The organism is Serratia sp. CY52157, from assembly GCF_052168495.1.
Classification (GTDB): domain Bacteria; phylum Pseudomonadota; class Gammaproteobacteria; order Enterobacterales; family Enterobacteriaceae; genus Serratia; species Serratia ureilytica.
This window is the reverse complement of the sequence record NZ_JBJNMO010000002.1, coordinates 716638-736544: the sequence shown is the minus strand read 5'-3', so window position 1 is coordinate 736544 and position 19907 is coordinate 716638. Positions and strand designations below refer to the sequence as shown.

Sequence of the window (19907 nt, the reverse complement as noted above, 5' to 3'; positions counted from 1 at the left end):
CGACGCCACTATACAATTCAAGCTTATCGTGTCTGCGCTTGGAGCCTTTGGGCATCAGCCACCTTAGAAAACTCATCTTGTCTAAATGACAAAAGCAAAGCAGAAATAATAATCGAGAAAACATACCCTGGATAATTAGTAATCGGGTTGTTATAAACTAAGTTGATAGATAGCGAAATCATCCAATACAGGAACACGCCCGTGTAGAACTGTCTATAACGGACTTTATTATACAGTTTCAGCAAAATAATTGACGCAGCAAGTAAGAAGATGAAAATTCCCACTCCGCCATAGTTGGAAAGCAAGAAAATATAGATACTGTCCAACGGCAGCGCAGCATCATCACCGACCGCGGCATTACCGTTAACGCCGTAACCTGCTCCGGTAAAAATTGAATAGGTGTCACTATTTCTCACTTCTTCAATCAGTAAGATCCTTTCCAGAATACTTTGCTCTGCATAATTATTATCGCTTGAATAGATAGATTTATAGATCCCCATGTCCGTCATGGTTGCGTAGAAGAATGATGACAATGCCACGCATACAAGCACCACACTGGCTAAACTGGCTTTCAACGATAGGAATCGACGAACAAACAGATAGCCAAAATAAATACCGGCCATAATTATAGCTGTTTTCGATGTGGAACAGACAATACCGGCCGAGACAATCAATATATATCTCAAGCGATTTTTCTTACTAACAAATGGACTTAATATGAGACCGAAGAATAAAAACTCAGATAGTGTAAAAGGACTACTAAAAAGACCTATCGCCCTAAAGAATCCGCTTGCGGTACGTAAAATCAGCCCATTATCTTTTCCCACTTGCGTAAATTGCAATCCAGGACTTACCCCGGTCAGCGCATAAAGCAAACCTGAAAACACGCTTTCCAGTATGGCGAAAATAGCATTGACAACGGTGACTATGACGTAAACTTTAATCAGCCTCATCAGCAATTTCATGCGATGTTCAGGCTCTAGACACACCAAGAGTGCGGCAACCAGCAACGACGAATAGGTAAACAATTCGAAGCGGAATTGCGTAACGACGTTACCAATTTTAAAATTGCTGTTAAGAATAGAAATAAGGACATATGACAGAGAAAGCATAACCATGCCAATAAACAGCAGTAGGTAGCTTCTAAAACCCGGGCCGGTTCTACTCTTATTTGCCGCCAGATAAAGCAGCAAAAACGCCGGTAATGCCAAAGAATAGACATCTTTATAAAGCAGTATCAGGCGCGTCGTATTGTGAGCGACGATATTGATAACCCCACTGATTGAAATTACTACCAGATAGGTGATAACAAAATAGTCTGCGAATTTTTTCGATGAGAATCCCATATCAGCTCTTATAAACCTCTTGATAACCCGCAGCCAACCGCCCGGCGTCAAAGGGATTCACATCAACAAACTCGACGCGCTCATTTTTTAAGATTCGCAGTTTTTCCAACGTAAATTCACTCAGCTGATATACATTGGGGTAATGTTCAGCGATTTCAGCAACGCCACCGGCGAAAGAAGTGAAGACGTGCTTGCCGGCAGCAGCCGTTTCCGCTACTGCTCGGCCAAACGGTTCATTCCAGAGTGTAGGCAAATAAACCATATCAATCTGAGCCAGGAAGGATTCTACCGGCACAAACCCCAACAGATGGACGCCAGCCTCCTCCGCCCTGAGTTGCAAGGCGCGGCCTTCATCCGAGGAGGAAAAACGCCCGGCAGCGTAAAACTCCACCTCACCCGGTATCGTCATTTCCAACGCTTTGGCGCAGAACGCCTTGAACCCTTTATCTGCAGTCAAACGGCCAATAAAGCCAATCCGGATAATCGACGACGATTGGTCGGCAACATGACTTTTTTTTATCGGATTGTAGATGTGACTATGTCGGGCATTAATGGCAAAGCCATTATCTTGATGCAATGCAGAGATGTACTTGCTGATGCCGACAAACCTATCGACATTCTGGCTTTTCCGTTTTTTCACCATAGATGTCAACTGAACCGCTGCAGAACCTACATCCATATTTTCCCCATGTTGAAACAGCGTACAGTTATGGTGAAAGAGATAATAGTCACGAGCCGTATGGACGAGTTTTATATTCCTTTTTTTGACACAGTCCCAAATCGCAACAGAAAAGCCACTGATGTTATTGGTATGTACCACATCGGGTTTAAAATCATCTAACTCTCTGGAGAAAGCCTTTCCCATCATTGGATTGAAATTGTCAACCAAATGCCAGACGATTTTTGACAACTTCCCTTTTTGCTCATTACTGAAAGGCCAGTACAGATTTTTCAGCGGTAAATAAACCACCTCGACGCCATTTATTTCCGTCTGCTTTCTGAACTTTTCATCGTGTAAACAAACTACACGAACTCTATCGCCTTTTGAAACCAGCTCTTCCGCCAAAAGTTGCACAGACACTTCCGCGCCGCCAACCTTGAATGGTGCATATAATGTATTAACAATTAATATATTCATAATAGCCGGTTTTTATCAGGTATTTCGGCGCCGTAAGACTAGGCGCTTTAGATAAAGCGAGGTTATAAAGACACTTATAACCTCTTGAAGGGAGATTTGCTTTATTACGCGTCTTTACCGCCAGATTTGTATTCGTACTGGTAGTAACCGTAGTTGCCATAATAGCTGCTTGCGCGACGTTCAACGGCGTTCAGAATAATGCCTTTGATCTCGATACCGTTTTGATCGAATCTGCGCACGCTGATCTCGAGTTCTTTAACCGTGTTCATACCGAAGCGCGCGATCATCAGCGCCGTACCGACATGGTGGCCAATAATTGCCGCATCGGTGACAGCCAGGATAGGCGGAGTATCGATCAGAACCAGATCATAATGCTTGTCCGCCCATTCGACCAAATCGGCAAAACGGCTGTGCATCAGCAACTCAGAAGGATTCGGTGGAATCTGGCCGCGCGGAATGAAGTCCATACCGTTGATTTGCGTAGGACGAACCGCGCTGGCCGCATCGATTTTGCCTGACAAAATATCAGACAGACCATTTTGCCAATCGGCATCCAGCAATGTATGTGAATACCCTTTTCGCATGTCGGCGTCGATAACCAACACACGTTGCCCCGCCTGAGCGATAACCGCCGCCAGGTTGATACTGACAAACGTCTTACCGATGTTTGGACTGGCGCCGGAAATCATCAGCACATTATTCTTCGCTTCCATCATCGCAAAATGCAGGCTGGTGCGCAGACTGCGAACGGCTTCGATGGCAAGGTCAGCCGGGTTGCCGACGGCAAGCAACGAGTTGGCGCGCGTATTGGACTTGCGATGAGTGCGCAGCAACATTTCGCGGTCTTTTTTCTGCTGCCATTCAGACAATGGAATGCTGGCATAGACGTTGATACCGCGTTGCTCCAACTCGTCAGGACTCTCGATTCCGTGGTGCAGCATGGTTTTAAGCACCACGATGCCGATGGAGAACATCCCGCCCAACACCACACACAGCAGAACAATCAAGGTTTTACGTGGCTGAACCGGTTTTGGCTGAGTCACCGCCGGATCGACAATACGCACATTACCCACGGTACTGGCTTTGGTGATCCCAAGCTCTTGTTGCTTATTCAGCAGTTGCATGTAAATTTCTTTACCCGCATCAACATCTCGGGTTAGCCGCAAGATTTCCTGCTGCGTCTTAGGCATTACGCTAATACGTTTATTCAGCTTCGCGCGTTCCCCTTCCAGGGTCCCACGCTTCTCCATCAAAGCACGATATGCCGGGTGCTCTTTAGTGTACAGCTTCGATATCTCAGCTTCTTTGAAGGTCAACTCATTCAGTTGTGCCTCGACAGAAACCACGCTGTCCAGCATAGACTTGGCTTCAAGCGACAGATCGACGGAATCATTGTCTTGACGGAACTTATTCAGCTTATCTTCGGCGATGTCCAGAGAGGTTCTCACCTGCGGCAACTGCTCTTTCAGAAATTCGAGGCTCTTGGCCGCTTCTTCCGACTTACGCTCAACGTTCTGCAGCAAATAATTTTTCGAAATGCTGTCGAGCGTTTTACCCACCAGCTCAGGATCTTCCCCTTGCAGGGTCAACGCCAACACGCCGGTGTCCTTGGCTTTATCTTCAACCGTCAACGCCGCGAGCAACGCGTTAATAGCCATCAGATCGCTGCGCTTGGTCACTTTGAAGACCGTACCAGGCGCCGCGTCAATTTCGCTGACCAGCATGGTCACGCCTTTTTGATTGACCAGCTCACCCGTTTTGCCTTTGAGGAATTCATCACCATCAACGCTGAGAGCGAAACTGTTTTTATCAATCACTTCCAGCTCAAGGTCTTTCTCATTCCATGAATAAGGAATAGACAAACGCGACAAGGCTATCTTGCCGGGTTCGTTCCCCATCAAACGATTCCAACCCTGCCCAAAGATCGGGAAGTATTTTTGTTCAACGACCGTATTCAGGTTCAAATCTGCGACGGTTTTGCCAAGCACCATGCGGGATTTGATCAGCTCAATCTCCGCCGCAGAACCAGGCTGTGCCGTGGGCAACATTTCGGAAAGGTTGTTGAGGATCGAGTTACCCGAACTTTGTTCAACTTGAATCAATGCATCCGACTGGTATACAGGCGTTGCGAACAGAGAATAGACGATGCCGATCACAGCAAAGAATGTCGTAATCCCTATAATCAGCCACCGATGATCCAGCAGCGTTCCCAGCAACCGACCTAAATCAATCTCATCATTACTTGCGCCCGCAGCCGGACCCAGTTTGCTATTATCAATCATTGTCATCTCTGGTTAACGATTTAATGCTTTTGCCCATTTCTGCGCAGCTTCAGCCAGAAGGTTATATACAAACTCAAACGCTTCGTGACTCTTCTTATACGGATCAGGAACTTCAGCCTGCCCCATCCAGTGAGCGAACAGCATGGTTTTCCCCCTGACTTCGGGGGCTAAACGGCAAACGGCCTCAATGTGACTTTTTTCCATCACCAGTATCAGCGAATATTCACGACACATTTCCTTGGTCAACTGCTGTGCAACATGGTTATCCAAAGAAAGACCATGCTCTTCCGCCACCGCCACCGCAGCCTCATCCGCCGGCTTACCGACGAGTGCGCCGATACCGGCCGACGCGATTTTTTTTTGTGGCAGATGTTTTTTCAACAGCCGCTCCCCCGTCGGAGAACGGCAGATATTTCCAACACAGACAACCAAAACAGAATCAAACATAGCGTATCCTCTACGGCCAGTTACGAATACGCAGCGTACCTTCCGTCAGGTTGTTGAAGCCGTCGATGGTTGGCACCAACTGCGTGACCAGACGATTCCAACGAGCGACCGGCGCCGCAGTGACATAGACAATGTCATAAGGCTGAAGGTGGAATTCCGTCCCCATCACCATGGCTGTCGCATCCGACATATTCAACTGATAGATGTTTGCCAGTTTATTGCCCTGAGTGCCATGCAGAGGTCGAATAACGAAAATGCCTGTCGCGTCAGCACTCGATTGTACAAGCCCTTGACTGCTACCCAACGCCTCCGTCAACGTCATACCGCTGCGATCCATTTTGAGCGTGGATGGAGTTTTTACTTCCCCCATCACGAATACCTTGAGATCGTCATTACGAGGAATGTACAGAATGTCCCCGGGATAGAGCAGGCGGTTCTGGGTCAAATCCCCATTTTGCATCAGTTGCTGCAATGAAAGGCGCTGCTCTTTGCCGTTGTGAGTCAAAATGATATTGCGCCAATCGGCATCTTCCGTCAGCCCGCCGGCGGCGTTGATGGCATCCATCACCGTCAATGGCACGTTGGTGATCGGTTGTTGACCCGACTTGGCGACTTCCCCCGTCACATACGCTTTCTGTGAACGGAAAGCGGCGATATTGACGTCAACCTGTGGACTTTCAATGTATTGCGCCAGTCTCCTGGCGATTTGATCGCGGATCTCGGTGACCGTTTTACCTACCACGCTCACCTTACCGATATAAGGATAGAAAATAGTACCGTCGGCATGCACCCAGTTACCGGTGTCGCTGGCGCTGCGGTATTGGCCCGCAGGCGTAGTCAGTTCAGGATGGTCCCAAACCGTTACGTTAAGGACGTCACCCACACCAATCCGGTATTCATACGTGCGCAGCGATGCGTCCAATTGCGCATTCGACTGAGCAACCACCTTTGCGGGACGCATCGAATCCAGCAGTTTAGGCGTCATAGGGTAAATATTGACCAGCTTATCAATATCGAAGTCAGCATCTTCTTGTTTTACGACATCTTTTCCACTGGTCGATAAGTGGGTTCCAGGAAACACCGTGCATCCACTGATTACGCTAATTGATATCAATAGCGATATCACTTTCAATTGTCGTTTTGCCATCAAATTATCATCACTTTCAAGTAAATGTATCTGCAAAGCTACAATGCTAGCCAACCGTGGCTGCCTCGCTGTAACCTTATCAAAATGCCTGACACTTGCTGCGCCGTCTCTCAATAAGCGCCCTGTTGCAATTTTCAATAACGTTTATCTGCCGTTGATAAGAGCAAAGCTATTATTGGCAAGATAAATAAGCTGAGAAGCCTCGCATTGGCGAAAATCGATACCGGGGCCGATTCGGGCTTTAATTTGTATTAATAACAGTATATTGCAGAGCAGCCTGGCAAGTTCGTGCAAAAATCACTCGCCAAGGCAACTCAGCAACCCGCTATTGAATGTATACTAATATAAAAATTGAGACAGTGAAATTCCCCAAAATTCAACCACTCTCCTGATTTCCTTACAGTGATCGGGCCGATGGGAAACCATCCAGTCTAGTTCAAAACGTCAGCTGTTCGGCCCATTCCCGGAAAGCCTTGCCCTGAGTAGGATGACGCAAACCGTAGGTGACAAACGCCCGCAGGTACCCCAGTTTTTCACCACAGTTGAACGACTCCCCAACCAACTCTGTTGCCTCTACCGGTTTGTGTTTCAACAATTCGGCAATCGCATCGGTCAGTTGAATACGGCCCCAGGCCCCCGGTTTGGTCGTCTCCAGAAGAGGCCAAATATCCGCTGACAACACATAACGTCCCACCGCCGAATAGTTGGATTCCAACTTGGTTTCCGGCGCCGGTTTTTCGATAATCGACGTGATACGAGCGCTTTCGCCAGGAGCCAGGCTGCTGGCTTCACACTGCACCACAGAATAGTCATGCAGGACGTGTTCATCCGCCGTCTGAACCAACACCTGGCTCAGACCGGTTTGTTCAAAGCGCGCAATCATGTGTGACAGATTGTCTTTCTTCAAATCGGCTTTTGCGTCATCCAGCAAGATATCCGGCAACAGAACGACAAACGGCGAATCACCGACCAAAGGTTTGGCACAGAGCACCGCGTGGCCCAACCCCTTTGGCTGCCCCTGCCGGATATGCATCAGCGTGACGCCTTTTGGCGTTATCGACTGCACCTCATCCAACAGCTGCCGTTTCACACGAGCCTCCAGCATCGCCTCCAATTCGAATGAGGTATCAAAGTGGTTTTCGATGGCGTTCTTAGAAGAATGCGTCACCAAGATGATCTCTTTGATCCCGGCAGCAACACATTCATTGACAATGTATTGAATCAGCGGTTTATCTACGATCGGCAACATTTCTTTCGGAATCGCCTTGGTCGCCGGAAGCATACGCATACCCAGCCCTGCCACAGGAATAACCGCTTTCAACTTCGTCATAGTAGCCCTCATTCAATCTGGTGATCGCTTTCAGCCGCAGTGGCGACAGCCTGTTACTTATTCAACGTCTGCTTCAACCAGCGACTGAAGTTTTCGCCTTCGGAGCCGTGACGCAATCCATACTGCACAAATGCCTTCATGTAGCCAAGCTTGTCACCACAATCATGGGATTTACCGCTCATGTGGAACGCTTCCACCGTTTGTTCATCCATCAACATCGCGATCGCATCGGTCAGTTGGATCTCATCGCCCGCGCCGGGCGGCGTTTTTTCAAGCAACGGCCAAATATCGGCGGCGAGCACATAACGGCCAACAACCGCCAGATTGGAAGGCGCATCCTCGCGAGCCGGCTTCTCTACCACGGCCGTCATCGGCGCGCTTTCACCCACAGCGATCGTCGCGCCGGCGCAGTCAACTACGCCATATTTGGACACATCCTGTTCCGGCACCGGTTCAACCATAATCTGGCTGAATCCCGTCTCGTCGAAACGCTGGAGCATTCTGGCCAGATTCTCTGTGCGCAGATCCGCGGTTGCATCATCCAGCAAAACATCCGGAAGCAGCACCACGAAAGGAGAATCGCCTATCATCGGCTTGGCGCACAATACGGCATGTCCCAGCCCTTTCGCCTGGCCCTGGCGCACTTGCATCACGGTCACATCCGGTGGGCAAATGCTTTTTACTTCGGCCAACAACTGACGCTTCACGCGCGCTTCGAGCATCGCCTCCAGCTCAAAGGAGGTATCGAAATGGTTTTCAATCGCATTTTTTGATGAATGGGTAACCAAAACGATATCTTTGATGCCCGCCGCTACGCACTCACTGACGATGTACTGAATTAAGGGCTTATCGACCACCGGCAACATTTCTTTAGGGATGGCTTTGGTTGCCGGCAACATTCGGGTTCCCAAGCCCGCTACAGGGATCACTGCCTTGAGTCTTTTCTGCATTTTCATTCCAATTCATCGTGGCGCTGCATCCCCGCGGCAAGTAAAAAGGGAACATTCATCAAGCATGCTACCGCCCTTGGCTTGCAGCTACCAAAGTACTGTTATTGACGTTTTCACTCACGTCACCCCGTGAGCCAAATCACTTTTTGTAAAGCGGCATTTGCTCTTAATCTGGATTGCCGCACCGCTCACAAAACAATAAAAAAACTGGAGCCTTTATAACCAAACAATGTTAGTTACTGACGTTTATATGGCTAGGATTCTTATACTAATGTCCAAGTGATACAAGCCTTAGATCCCCCCAGCCAGCCGTTTTCAGAATAAGACTACTCATGCCACATACCGTAACGAGTCCCTGACGTGGAGAGAGATTTTAATATTTTGATTTAAATAGATTTATAGAGACGTTCTTTTTATGAGCGAGGCGTATTCCGGCAAAAACAGCCTGATACCGCCCGCCGCTTTCATGCCCAGCATCGGCGAACAATATTTGTTGCGCAAAGTCTTGCAACGCCCGTTTTTGTCGACATGTCCCGGATTAGAGTTGAATTTTGCCGCCTCAGCGCCCATCATTCCCGTGCGGCATAAGCCGTAGAACTTACAGGTGAAATTGGGCGTATGGAATGGATCGCTGATCCAACAATTTGGGCCGGCCTGGCCACATTGGTCGTGCTGGAAATCGTTCTGGGTATAGACAACCTTGTCTTCATCGCCATTCTGGCGGATAAACTACCAAAACAACAAAGAGATAAGGCTCGTGTCGTCGGTCTGTTGCTGGCGCTGGTGATGCGTCTGGCGTTGCTCGCCTCCATCTCGTGGCTGGCGACGCTGACCAAACCGATGTTCATCGTCGCAGAACACCCCTTCAGCGGCCGCGATCTGATCATGCTGGTCGGCGGCATATTCCTGCTGTTCAAAGCCACCATGGAGCTGAACGAGCGGCTGGAGGGCAAGGATGAAGAGCAGCATGGCACACGCAAAGGCGCGCGCTTCTGGCCGGTGGTGGCGCAGATCGTGGTGCTGGATGCCGTCTTCTCGCTCGACTCGGTGATCACCGCGGTCGGCATGGTCGACCACCTGGCGGTGATGATGATCGCGGTCTGTATCGCCATCGGCCTGATGCTGCTGGCCAGCAAACCGCTGACGCGCTTCGTCAACGCTCACCCGACTATCGTCATTCTGTGCCTGAGCTTCCTGCTGATGATCGGTTTCAGCCTGGTGGCGGAGGGCTTCGGCTACCACATTCCGAAAGGCTATCTCTACGCGGCGATCGGCTTCTCGGTGATGATCGAAGCATTGAACCAACTGGCGCAATTCAACCGCCGTCGTTTCCTGTCGAAGGTGCGGCCGCTGCGCGAGCGTACCGCCGAGGCGGTGCTGCGCATGCTGAGCGGCAAACATGAAGAAGCCGAGGTCGACAGTCATTCCGCCAATCTGCTGGCCGACAGCGACAGCGAAAACGGCGAGATCTTCAATCAGCAAGAGCGGCGCATGATCGAACGCGTGCTGGGTATGGCGCAGCGCACGGTCAGCAGCATCATGACCTCACGTCACGACGTCGAATACCTTGAGCTGAACGATCCGCAGGAGAAGCTGACGCAATTGCTGGAGCGCAATCAACACACGCGCATCGTGGTGGTAGAAAGCAGCGCCAGCGATGAGCCGTTGGGCGTTATCCACACTATCGACGTCCTCAAACAGCAGCTGGCGCAGGCGCCGCTGGATCTGCGCGCGCTGATACGCCAACCGTTGATCTTCCCGGAACAGCTCACGCTGTTGAGCGCCCTTGAGCAATTCCGCCAGGCACAGACGCACTTTGCCTTTGTGGTCGATGAGTTCGGTTCCGTCGAAGGCATCGTCACCCTGACGGACGTGATGGAAACCATCGCCGGCAACCTGCCGGAGGCCGGCGAAGAGGTGGATGCACGCCACGACATTCAGCAAAACGAGGACGGCAGTTGGACCGCCAACGGCTATATGCCGCTGGAAGATCTGGTGTTGTACCTGCCGATGCCGCTGGAAGAAAAGCGCGAATACCACACGCTGGCGGGGCTGCTGATGGAACACAGCCAGCGCGTGCCGCAAGAAGGCGAACAAATCACGATCGGTGACTACCTGTTCGAGCCGTTGGAGGTCAACAGCCACCGTATCCTGAAAGTGAAGATCACCCCGCCTCCCCCACCGGAGGACTACGAGGTTTAACATTGAGGCCGGGCATTGCCCGGCCTTGGTTTTACTGGGGAACCAGCAACTCCGTCGCCACGATCACCACCACCAGCCCGACAATCACCGGCACCGAAGTGCGCTTCACCACGTCGAACGGTGAGATTTTCGCCATGCCGGAGACCGCCACCACCACGCCGGAGACCGGCGACAGCGTGCGGCCGAGGTTAGACGCCTGCAGCATCGGGATCACCAGATAAGCCGGGTTAACGCCCATTTGCGCCGCCAGTTTCGGGATCAGTTCGACAAACGCATAGAACGGCGCATTGCCGGAGCCGGTGGTCATGGCCGCCAGCATGGTGATCACCACCAGCACCAACATCATGATCAAACCGCCGGTGCCGAACGACTGCGCCAGCCCGATCAACCCGCTGATAAAGCCGACGGTGCTCAACCCTTGCGCGAAGACCCCGGCGGCCACCAACAGCATGACCACGCTGGCGAATGCGTCCGCCATGCCGCGATAGGCTACCTCCAGGCCGCTGAACACCTGTTTCGCGCTGAAACTGCGCACGAACTCAATCAATGCCGCCAACAGTATGCAACCCACCAACACGGTAATGATGTGCAGCTCCGGTCCCCATTTGCCGTCGAAAATCAGCACGCCGAGGATCGGTGTAAACGGCAATATCGCGTAAAATCCCGGCGCATGGGTTTTGATTTCGCTGACGTCCATGATGTGATGCTGTTCATCGCTCTTTCTGTCGAGATAACGCTGCCAGAAAAAATGCGCCACAGCCATGCAGACAATGGCGGCAATCGAGATAGGCAGCGTGGTTTTGAACGCGAAGTCCACCAGCGGCATCTCCGCCGCTTTGGCCGCCAGCACCACATCGCCGGACGTCGGCGCCAGAATAATCGCCGCCGGCGAAGCGCAAATGGCAGCCGCCGCGCCGCGGCTGATGCCCACGTTCACCATCAACGGGAACAGCGTCGCCATCAGCAGCACGCCGAGACCAGTGGCGGAAGAGACCGCCAGCGACATCAGGCAAGCGACAAAATACGCCGCCACCATCAGCAGATAAGGCGAATTGATCATCTGCAGCGGACGCGAAGCCAGCTTGACGACCACGTCGTTGGCGCCGATATGCGTCATGTAGGCGGCAAAGCCGCACAGCATCATGATCATCATGCCGAGATCGCCGCCGCGGCTCATCAGCAAAATCTTGACGTACTCGATCATGTCGGTCGCGCGCCAGCCGGTTGAGGCGGCGCCGGACGGCAACAGCGTTTTCCCCATCAGCGCGCTGATGCCGAGCAGCAGCAGCCCCCCCACCAACAAGACGCCGGTAGCGGAATATCCCTTGATAATGTAACGGCCCACGCCCGCCGCGACTGCGGCGCCAATAAGGAGCTCTATCATGTTTCCTCAACTCGTCATTTTTTCGCGCTCAAGCGCACAGTAATAGCAAAACTGGCCCCTACTCTGCACAAACTGAGCAGAGGTCTTCATGACCTTCATCAAGGTAACGGAGAGAAATTATCGCGGGAACCTCGATATTGACGCGGGCCACACTGTGGCCCGCATCGGAGGGATTACAGCTTGTCGAGCAGCTTTTTCAGATCCTGACCTTCGCGCGAATCCTTGTTCTTTTCAGCCCATTTGTTCAGCGCATCTTTAGCCCGATCCTGCAGCGTTTTACGCAACACCTGATCGACCTGCAGTTGATAGTTGAGCTGTTGCCACGGCCCATAGACCCGCAGCGGGATCGGCGTTTTTTGCAGTTGCTCGATCAGCTCGCCGCGCCCTTGCCATCCGCCGGTGACGCGCACGTTAAGCGCCATATCGCACTGTTTGCCCGGCATATCGATGCTGCCGGCACCGGTCAGCGCCAGCAAAGGAGAATCCGCCGTCAGACCGCTGAGCTTGATCGTGCCCTGATTCAGACTGGCCTGCGCCGAGACGTTTTTGACCTCGGTATAACGCTGATAGCTGTCTTGCCCACGCACGCTGTTATCGTTGCGCGCCACAGCCTGCTGGATCAGCTGCTGAATGTTCAGGCCATGCAGCTGCGCATCCTGCATCGCCAGCTGCGCCGTACCGCGCCAGCGGCGCTCAAATGACTGTGAAGAGAGGCGATCGCCGGTCAAATCCCCTTTCATGCTGAATTTGCCGGTCAACATCTGCGGCATGTCGAAGGCTTTGAGCACCGTGCCCAGTTCAACCTGATTCAGCGCCGGCTGCACGCTGATCACCGGTTTATTGCCGCGCGCGTCCAGCGAGCCCGGCAAGGAGAAATCACCGCCGGCCAATTGTCCGGCGAGTTTATGCAGCGTCAGCAGTCCGCGTTGGTTGTCCGCCACGACGGCCAACTGAGTGACGTTCATACCGCGATAGGTCAACTGCGCGGCCTGCAGATTCAACTGCGCATTGAAATCGCGCAGCGCCTCTAAATTCTGCTGCCGATCGTCAACCTGGCTGGCGATCACCGGCGCGGAAGTCACAGCGGGTTGTTCGGCGGTATTGGTGCTGGATTGCCAGCCGGAGAGCGCATCAAGATCGAGGTTAGCCGAATTGAGGTTCACCACATAGCCGGGCACCGCCCCCAGCGTGGCGCTGATATCGCCGGTCAATTGGCTGTTATTGGCACTGACGCTCAGCTGGCTGACGGCAATCTGCGCCGGCGTCTGCTGATAGACCACCTGCGCATTGCCCTCTCCCTGAATACCGCCGTTCGGAATATCCGCACCCGCCAGTTGATAATTGAACTGGGTGACTTTGGCGCCAATCTGGCGAGGGAACTGCTGCAAGTCGACATCGGCCGCCATGCTGAAGGTCAGGTCGCGCTGATCGCGATTGACCCGGCTGGAAAGTTCCAGCTGCGCCTGTCGCGTCTGCGTTTGTTGCAGGGTGAGATTGATATCCCGGACATTAATTTGCTCATTGTCGGCGCGCTGCCAAATCAGCAGACTGTCCACGACCCGCAGATTATCGATATCGAACTTCCAGGCCGCATCTGCCGCGTCTGTGCCAGTGCCGGCCGGCGCGATCGGGGCATCCATCTGCGAATGCTCTTCGCTATCGGGCGTGAGGCGAATGACGGCGTTTTTCAGCATCACCTGTTTCACAAACAGCTGATGCGACAGCAGAGGCAACAGTTTGACATCGAGGCGCATATTTTCCGCGCTCACTACCGGCGCTTTCGCGCCCGGCGCGGTCAGCGTCATGCGCCCGGCCAAAATGCTGAGCTGCGGCCAGATATGCCAGCGCAGGTCGCCTTCGAGCGTCAGCTGATAGCCGCTCTTCTGCTCGACCTTTTTGACCATGTAACCGCGAAAATCATTCGGATTGACCAGCAGTACCAGCGCGGACATCCCCGCCACCACGACCACCAGTAAAATCGCCAATGTCGTCAGTAATCTTCTCATGCCACCCTCTTGTCAGCGCCACACCGACGGTGCATCCCGCGCCGTTAGTCCTTGTCGATTCGACTGGCTACTGCGCCCTGCTGATCGCGATACTTCGCGTCCTGCCGGCTGTTGTATGGCCGGGCCGCCGGGCCGGACAACGGTTCAAAGCTCAAGGCCCCGATCAGCATGCCCGGCCGCAGCGCCAGCGGCAGCTTGCCGGAGTTGTAAAATTCCAGCACGATGCGTCCATGCCAGCCCGGATCGATACGGTGCGCAGTGACGTGCACCATCAACCCCAGGCGCGCCAGAGAAGAACGGCCGTCGAGCCAACCCACCAGATCGTCCGGCAGCGTCACGGATTCGAACGTCACCGCCAGGGCCAGCTCGCCGGGATGAAGGAAAAACGCCTCGCCTTCCGGCAGGACAATCTCGTCGCTCATCACGCGATCCAACGCGGCGCTGACTTCGTCTTTCGGCCCGCTGAGATCGATAAAAGGCGCGGTATGGCCGCTGAATACGCGGAACTGGTTGCCCAAACGGACATCTACTGTGGCCCCGTTGATGCGTTCGAGCGGCGGACGCGGGGAAATCACCAGTTTCTCGCTATCCAGCCAGGCTTCTATATCGCGGTCGCACAGTCTCATGTCTCTCTTCTCCATCAAAACGCGTAACTAAACAAAAATTGCCACACAACGGGCGAAAGGTCTACGCCGGGGTGCAAATAGTTGGCCACCGGCCGGAAATACACATTTCCGGCCATTAAGCGGCATTATTCAAAGAATTGGCTGATTTTGGCTTTCAGAATATCGATCGCGATGCGGTTTTTGCCACCGCGCGGGACAATGATATCGGCGTATTGTTTGGAAGGTTCGATAAACTGCAGGAACATCGGGCGCACGGTCTTCTGGTATTGCGCCATCACCGAATCCATCGAGCGGCCGCGCTCGTTGACATCGCGCTTCATGCGGCGCATCAGGCAGATATCCAGCGGCGTGTCGACGAAGATCGAGAAATTCATCTCCTGGCGCAAGCGGATATCCGTCAGCAGCAAGATCCCTTCCAGAATAATGACTTTTTTAGGTTTCAGGTGGACGGTTTCTTTCTTGCGCGTGTGCTCGGTGTAACTGTACAGCGGCAGTTCGATCGCTTTGCCGGCCTTCAGCATCTGCAAATGCTGGAACAGCAGGTTGTGATCCATGGCGCTCGGGTGGTCATAGTTGGTTTTGACCCGTTCTTCCATGGTCAGGTGACTCTGGTCTTTATAGTAACTGTCTTCTGGAATAACGCCGATGTGCTCATCGCCGACCTGCTCGCGGAGTTCGCGGTACAACGTGCTGGCAATAAGGCTTTTTCCGGAGGCAGATGCGCCAGCTATACCAATAATGACGCACTGATGCGGATTGTCAGTCATAAAATTAAAGACCTGATTTCGTAATGTGAAGGGAGGGAACTAAAACGCGACAATTATAGGGAGTCGTCGGGGTTTGCGCCACTGTATATTGCGCGACGGCGGGCGAATTCAGGCTATCGCGCCCTACCGGCGATATGACATTTTAAGAATCTCACGGCTAGGGCAATGCCCCGCAACAGGTTACACTCCTGCGCTGACTTAGGGACCCCGTAGTCTTTCATCGGAGAATGATGTGCTGGATTGGTATTTTTTGACTTTTTTCGGCGACAGCATGCTGCTGCTGCCCTGCGCGCTGATTCTTTTTTTATTGCTGCTCGCATCGCCCGCCACCCGCGTTGCAGGCTGGCAATGGGCGCTGATTTTCGGTTTCACCGGCGGGCTGGTCTGCCTGTCCAAGTTGGCCTTTATGGGCTGGGGCATTGGTAGCGCAAGTTATGACTTCACCGGATTCAGCGGCCATTCGGCCCTCGCCGCGAGCATCTGGCCGCCGCTGCTTTGGGCTTTAACCGGTCGATTTTCCCATCCGGTGCGCAGCATCGCGTTGTTGACCGGGTGGATATTGCCTTTCACCATCGGCGTGTCGCGCCTGGAAATCCGCGTGCATTCGGTATCCGAGGTCATCAGCGGGCTGATTTTAGGCTACCTGGCCAGCGCACTGTTTTTATGGCTGCAGCGAGGGAAAGCGCGACCACAGCTGGCCTGGCCGCATTTGGCCATCGCGCTGGCCTTGCCGTTGGCGCTGATGGGGCAGCGGCAGCCGGCCCCCACTCAGGGATTGCTGGAACATATCGCCAAAACGCTGGCGCAGATCGAACGCCCTTATACCCGTGCCGACCTGCACAGGCCGACCCCTACCCCATAAAAAAAACCCGGCGTTTAAGCCGGGTTCTTGCATTGCGAAAGGCTGATTACAGCGCGCGGAACGCAATCTCCGTCGGGATCGCCTCGCCCTGCCAATACATCTGCGCAGCCACACGGCCGGCCAATTGACGATACATGTCGGCGAATTCGCTGTCCGGGCGGCTGATCACCGTCGGCGTACCGCGATCCAGATCTTCACGCAGCGAGATATGCAGCGGCATCTGCCCCAGCAGACGGCTGTTATATTTCTGCACCAGCTTCTCGGCGCCGCCGGTACCGAAGATCGGCTCATGGTGGCCGCAGTTGCTGCAGATATGCACGCTCATGTTCTCGACAATGCCCAATACCGGCACATGCACTTTCTCGAACATTACGATGCCTTTGGCGGCATCCAGCAAGGCGATATCCTGCGGCGTGGTGACCACCAGCGCGCCGGTCACCGGAATGTTCTGCGACAGCGTCAGTTGGATGTCACCGGTGCCCGGCGGCATGTCCAGCACCAGGTAATCCAGATCCGGCCACAGCGTATCCTGCAGCAGCTGCATCAACGCCTTGCTGGCCATCGGGCCGCGCCACACCATGGCGTTGTCGTCGGTCACCAGATAACCGATGGAGTTGGTCGCCAGCCCGTGCGCCATGATCGGCGCCATGTGCTGCCCGTCCGGCGAGGTCGGCCGCTCGTGTTCGGTGCCCAGCATGTTGGGGATCGACGGGCCGTAAATGTCGGCGTCCAGAATGCCGACCTTGGCCCCTTCGGCGGCCAGCGCCAGCGCCAGGTTGACGGCGGTGCTGGATTTCCCCACTCCGCCTTTGCCGGAGCTGACGGCGATGATGTTGCGCACGCCTTTGATCCCGGCCTGCGCGTTGGCGCGCTTCAGCGTCGTGATATCGTGTTTCAGCTTCCAATCGATGGCGCCGGCGCCGGTCACGCGCAGCAGTTCGGGGCCGACGCTCGCCTGCAGCGCTTCAAAACCGCTCTGCCAGGCAAAGGGCATCGTCAGTTCGATATGCAGTACATCGTCCAGCAACGCGCAGTGATGGATAGCCTTCAATGCGGTCAGGTTGTTTTTCAACGTCGGGTGTTCAAAGGCGGCCAGTACACCGGTCACCAGGGCGCGCAGAACTTCGGGGTTGGTCTGCTCAGGGGATTTTGCGTTCATCCCGGCTCCTTGATTTTGAATGGGTAGCTTCCGGCTAAGCATACCAGAACTGCGCGGCGGCTGGCGCGTATAACCTGTAAGAAACCGCCCTAGCAGCGAAGGGCGCGATCGGTTAACATCGAAGGCCCTTTTATTCATTACAGAAAGCAAGTTCTCACTATGGCTCAAGTCGCGAAAAAATTATTGGTGACGTGCGCGCTACCGTACGCAAATGGTTCCATCCATCTCGGCCACATGCTCGAGCACATCCAGGCGGATATCTGGGTGCGTTACCAACGAATGCGCGGCCACGAAGTGCATTTCATCTGCGCGGACGACGCGCACGGCACGCCGATCATGCTGAAAGCGCAGCAACTGGGCGTTAAACCGGAAGAAATGATCGCGGAGATGAGCCAGGAGCACCAACAGGATTTCGCCGGCTTTGGCATCAGCTATGACAACTATCATTCGACCCATAGCGATGAAAACCGTGAGCTGTCCACCCTGATTTACAGCCGCTTGAAAGAAAACGGGTTTATCAAGAACCGCACCATTTCTCAGCTGTACGATCCGGAGAAAGGCATGTTCCTGCCGGACCGTTTCGTGAAAGGCACCTGCCCGAAATGCAAATCGCCGGATCAGTACGGCGACAACTGCGAAGTGTGCGGCGCCACCTACAGCCCGACGGAACTGATCGATCCGAAGTCCGTGGTTTCCGGCGCGACGCCGGTGATGCGCGACTCCGAGCACTTCTTCTTCGACCTGCCGGCCTTCAGCGAAATGCTGCAGGCGTGGACGCGCTCCGGCGCGCTGCAGGAGCAGGTGGCGAACAAGATGCAGGAGTGGTTCGAATCCGGCCTGCAGCAGTGGGACATCTCCCGCGATGCGCCTTACTTCGGCTTCGAAATCCCGGATGCGCCGGGCAAATACTTCTACGTCTGGCTGGACGCGCCGATCGGCTACATGGGCTCCTTCAAGAACCTGTGCGACAAACGCGGCGATCTGGACTTCGACGAGTTCTGGCGCAAAGACTCCACCACCGAGCTGTACCACTTTATCGGCAAGGACATCGTCTACTTCCACAGCCTGTTCTGGCCGGCGATGCTGGAAGGTAGCCAGTTCCGCAAACCGAGCAACCTGTTCGTGCACGGTTACGTGACGGTGAACGGCGCCAAGATGTCCAAGTCGCGCGGCACCTTCATCAAGGCCAGCACCTACCTGCAGCACCTGGACGCCGACTGCCTGCGCTATTACTACGCCGCCAAGCTCTCTTCACGCATTGACGACATCGATCTCAATCTGGAAGACTTCGTGCAGCGCGTCAACGCCGACATCGTCAACAAGGTGGTGAACCTGGCTTCGCGCAACGCCGGCTTTATCAACAAGCGCTTCGGCGGCAAGCTGGCCGACACCCTGGCCGATCCGGCGCTGTACCAGACCTTCGTCGACGCGGCCCAGAGCATCGCCGAAGCCTACGCCGCCCGCGAGTTCAGCCGCGCCATCCGCGAAATTATGGCGCTGGCCGATCTGGCCAACCGTTATGTGGATGAGCAGGCGCCGTGGGTGGTGGCGAAGGAAGAAGGCCGCGACGCCGATCTGCAGGCCATCTGCTCGATGGGCATCAACCTGTTCCGCGTGCTGATGACTTACCTTAAGCCGGTGCTGCCTTCGCTGACCGAACGCGCCGAAGCGTTCCTCAACGCCGAGCTGAGCTGGGAGGCGATCCCGCAGCCGCTGCTGGGCCATCAGGTGAACGCGTTCAAAGCGCTGTTCAACCGCATCGATCTGGACAAGGTCAACGAGATGGTCAGCGCCTCGAAAGAAGACATGGCCGCCACCAAGCCGGTGACCGGCCCGCTGGCTGACGATCCGATCCAGGAAACCATCACCTTCGACGATTTCGCCAAGGTCGATATGCGTATCGCCCTGATCAAGAGCGCCGACTTTGTCGAGGGCTCCGACAAGCTGCTGAAGCTGCAGCTGGATCTGGGCGGCGAATCGCGCCAAATCTTCTCCGGCATTCGCTCCGCTTACCCGGACCCGAAAGCGCTGGAAGGCCGTCTGACCATCATGGTCGCCAACCTGGCGCCGCGTAAAATGCGCTTCGGCGTGTCAGAAGGCATGGTGATGGCGGCGGGTCCAGGCGGGAAAGAGATCTTCCTGCTGAGCCCGGACAGCGGCGCGCAGCCTGGCATGCAGGTCAAGTAATCGCGCAGATGCGCGGCGTAGGGAGGGTCGAGCTTGCTCGGCCCTTTTTTATTGCCCCAACCCCCACGTTATAA

15 protein-coding genes are annotated in these 19907 nt (G+C 54.2%); 3 read left to right on the top strand and 12 right to left on the bottom strand.

Annotated features, from left to right (window positions below; genetic code table 11):
• Nucleotides 1-23 precede the first annotated feature (23 nt).
• From ACJ8IP_RS13310 to galU (ACJ8IP_RS13280), 7 genes are all read right to left on the bottom strand, one after another.
• Entirely contained in the window at nt 24-1346 is a 1323-nt protein-coding gene (locus ACJ8IP_RS13310; protein ID WP_442524423.1) for a hypothetical protein, read from the bottom strand.
• A 1-nt stretch (nt 1347) separates the two neighbouring features.
• A complete protein-coding gene (locus ACJ8IP_RS13305; protein ID WP_442524422.1) occupies nt 1348-2484 on the bottom strand; it encodes a glycosyltransferase family 4 protein in 1137 nt (378 codons plus the stop codon).
• Between the two features lie 104 nt (nt 2485-2588).
• Nucleotides 2589-4766 (bottom strand): tyrosine-protein kinase Wzc, encoded by a 2178-nt coding sequence (gene wzc, locus ACJ8IP_RS13300; RefSeq protein ID WP_033650607.1) that lies wholly within the window; start codon nt 4764-4766, stop codon nt 2589-2591.
• A gap of 12 nt (nt 4767-4778) precedes the next feature.
• Entirely contained in the window at nt 4779-5213 is a 435-nt protein-coding gene (locus ACJ8IP_RS13295) for an arsenate reductase/protein-tyrosine-phosphatase family protein (protein WP_033650606.1), read from the bottom strand.
• A 10-nt stretch (nt 5214-5223) separates the two neighbouring features.
• Nucleotides 5224-6360, bottom strand: coding sequence for a polysaccharide export protein (locus ACJ8IP_RS13290; protein ID WP_033650761.1), 1137 nt, complete (start codon nt 6358-6360; stop codon nt 5224-5226).
• 436 nt (nt 6361-6796) lie between these two features.
• Nucleotides 6797-7690 (bottom strand): UTP--glucose-1-phosphate uridylyltransferase GalU, encoded by an 894-nt coding sequence (gene galU / locus ACJ8IP_RS13285; protein WP_072628009.1) that lies wholly within the window; start codon nt 7688-7690, stop codon nt 6797-6799.
• A gap of 53 nt (nt 7691-7743) precedes the next feature.
• Nucleotides 7744-8640: a UTP--glucose-1-phosphate uridylyltransferase GalU gene (gene galU, locus ACJ8IP_RS13280; protein ID WP_033650760.1), complete on the bottom strand. Its 897-nt coding sequence runs from the start codon at nt 8638-8640 to the stop codon at nt 7744-7746.
• Nucleotides 8641-9258: 618 nt separating this feature from the next.
• On the opposite strand from galU (ACJ8IP_RS13280), the gene ACJ8IP_RS13275 reads away from it, so the two are divergent.
• Nucleotides 9259-10842, top strand: coding sequence for a TerC family protein (locus tag ACJ8IP_RS13275; RefSeq protein WP_033642457.1), 1584 nt, complete (start codon nt 9259-9261; stop codon nt 10840-10842).
• 31 nt (nt 10843-10873) lie between these two features.
• Here the strand turns inward: ACJ8IP_RS13275 and dcuC are convergent, their stop codons facing one another.
• The 4 genes from dcuC to udk all read right to left on the bottom strand — a co-directional run bounded on the left by dcuC (nt 10874) and on the right by udk (nt 15625).
• Complete coding sequence (gene dcuC, locus ACJ8IP_RS13270; RefSeq protein WP_108680368.1) at nt 10874-12226, bottom strand: anaerobic C4-dicarboxylate transporter DcuC; 1353 nt, start codon at nt 12224-12226, stop codon at nt 10874-10876.
• 173 nt (nt 12227-12399) lie between these two features.
• Nucleotides 12400-14232: an outer membrane assembly protein AsmA gene (gene asmA, locus ACJ8IP_RS13265; protein ID WP_147837798.1), complete on the bottom strand. Its 1833-nt coding sequence runs from the start codon at nt 14230-14232 to the stop codon at nt 12400-12402.
• Nucleotides 14233-14276: 44 nt separating this feature from the next.
• Nucleotides 14277-14858 carry a dCTP deaminase gene (gene dcd / locus ACJ8IP_RS13260; RefSeq protein WP_019454407.1) on the bottom strand — a complete coding sequence of 194 codons (582 nt, stop codon included), beginning with the start codon at nt 14856-14858 and terminating at the stop codon, nt 14277-14279.
• Between the two features lie 125 nt (nt 14859-14983).
• Nucleotides 14984-15625, bottom strand: coding sequence for a uridine kinase (gene udk / locus ACJ8IP_RS13255; RefSeq protein WP_033642454.1), 642 nt, complete (start codon nt 15623-15625; stop codon nt 14984-14986).
• Nucleotides 15626-15857: 232 nt separating this feature from the next.
• On the opposite strand from udk, the gene ACJ8IP_RS13250 reads away from it, so the two are divergent.
• Complete coding sequence (locus ACJ8IP_RS13250; RefSeq protein WP_033650603.1) at nt 15858-16487, top strand: phosphatase PAP2 family protein; 630 nt, start codon at nt 15858-15860, stop codon at nt 16485-16487.
• A 46-nt stretch (nt 16488-16533) separates the two neighbouring features.
• On the opposite strand, the gene apbC is transcribed toward ACJ8IP_RS13250, so the two are convergent.
• Nucleotides 16534-17646, bottom strand: a complete 1113-nt coding sequence (gene apbC, locus ACJ8IP_RS13245) for an iron-sulfur cluster carrier protein ApbC (protein WP_033650602.1) — start codon at nt 17644-17646, stop codon at nt 16534-16536.
• Between the two features lie 159 nt (nt 17647-17805).
• Here apbC and metG point away from each other — a divergent pair, with 159 nt between their 5' ends.
• On the top strand, nt 17806-19833 hold the full coding sequence (metG, locus tag ACJ8IP_RS13240) for a methionine--tRNA ligase (protein WP_442524421.1): 2028 nt from the start codon (nt 17806-17808) through the stop codon (nt 19831-19833).
• The last annotated feature ends 74 nt before the right edge of the window (nt 19834-19907 follow it).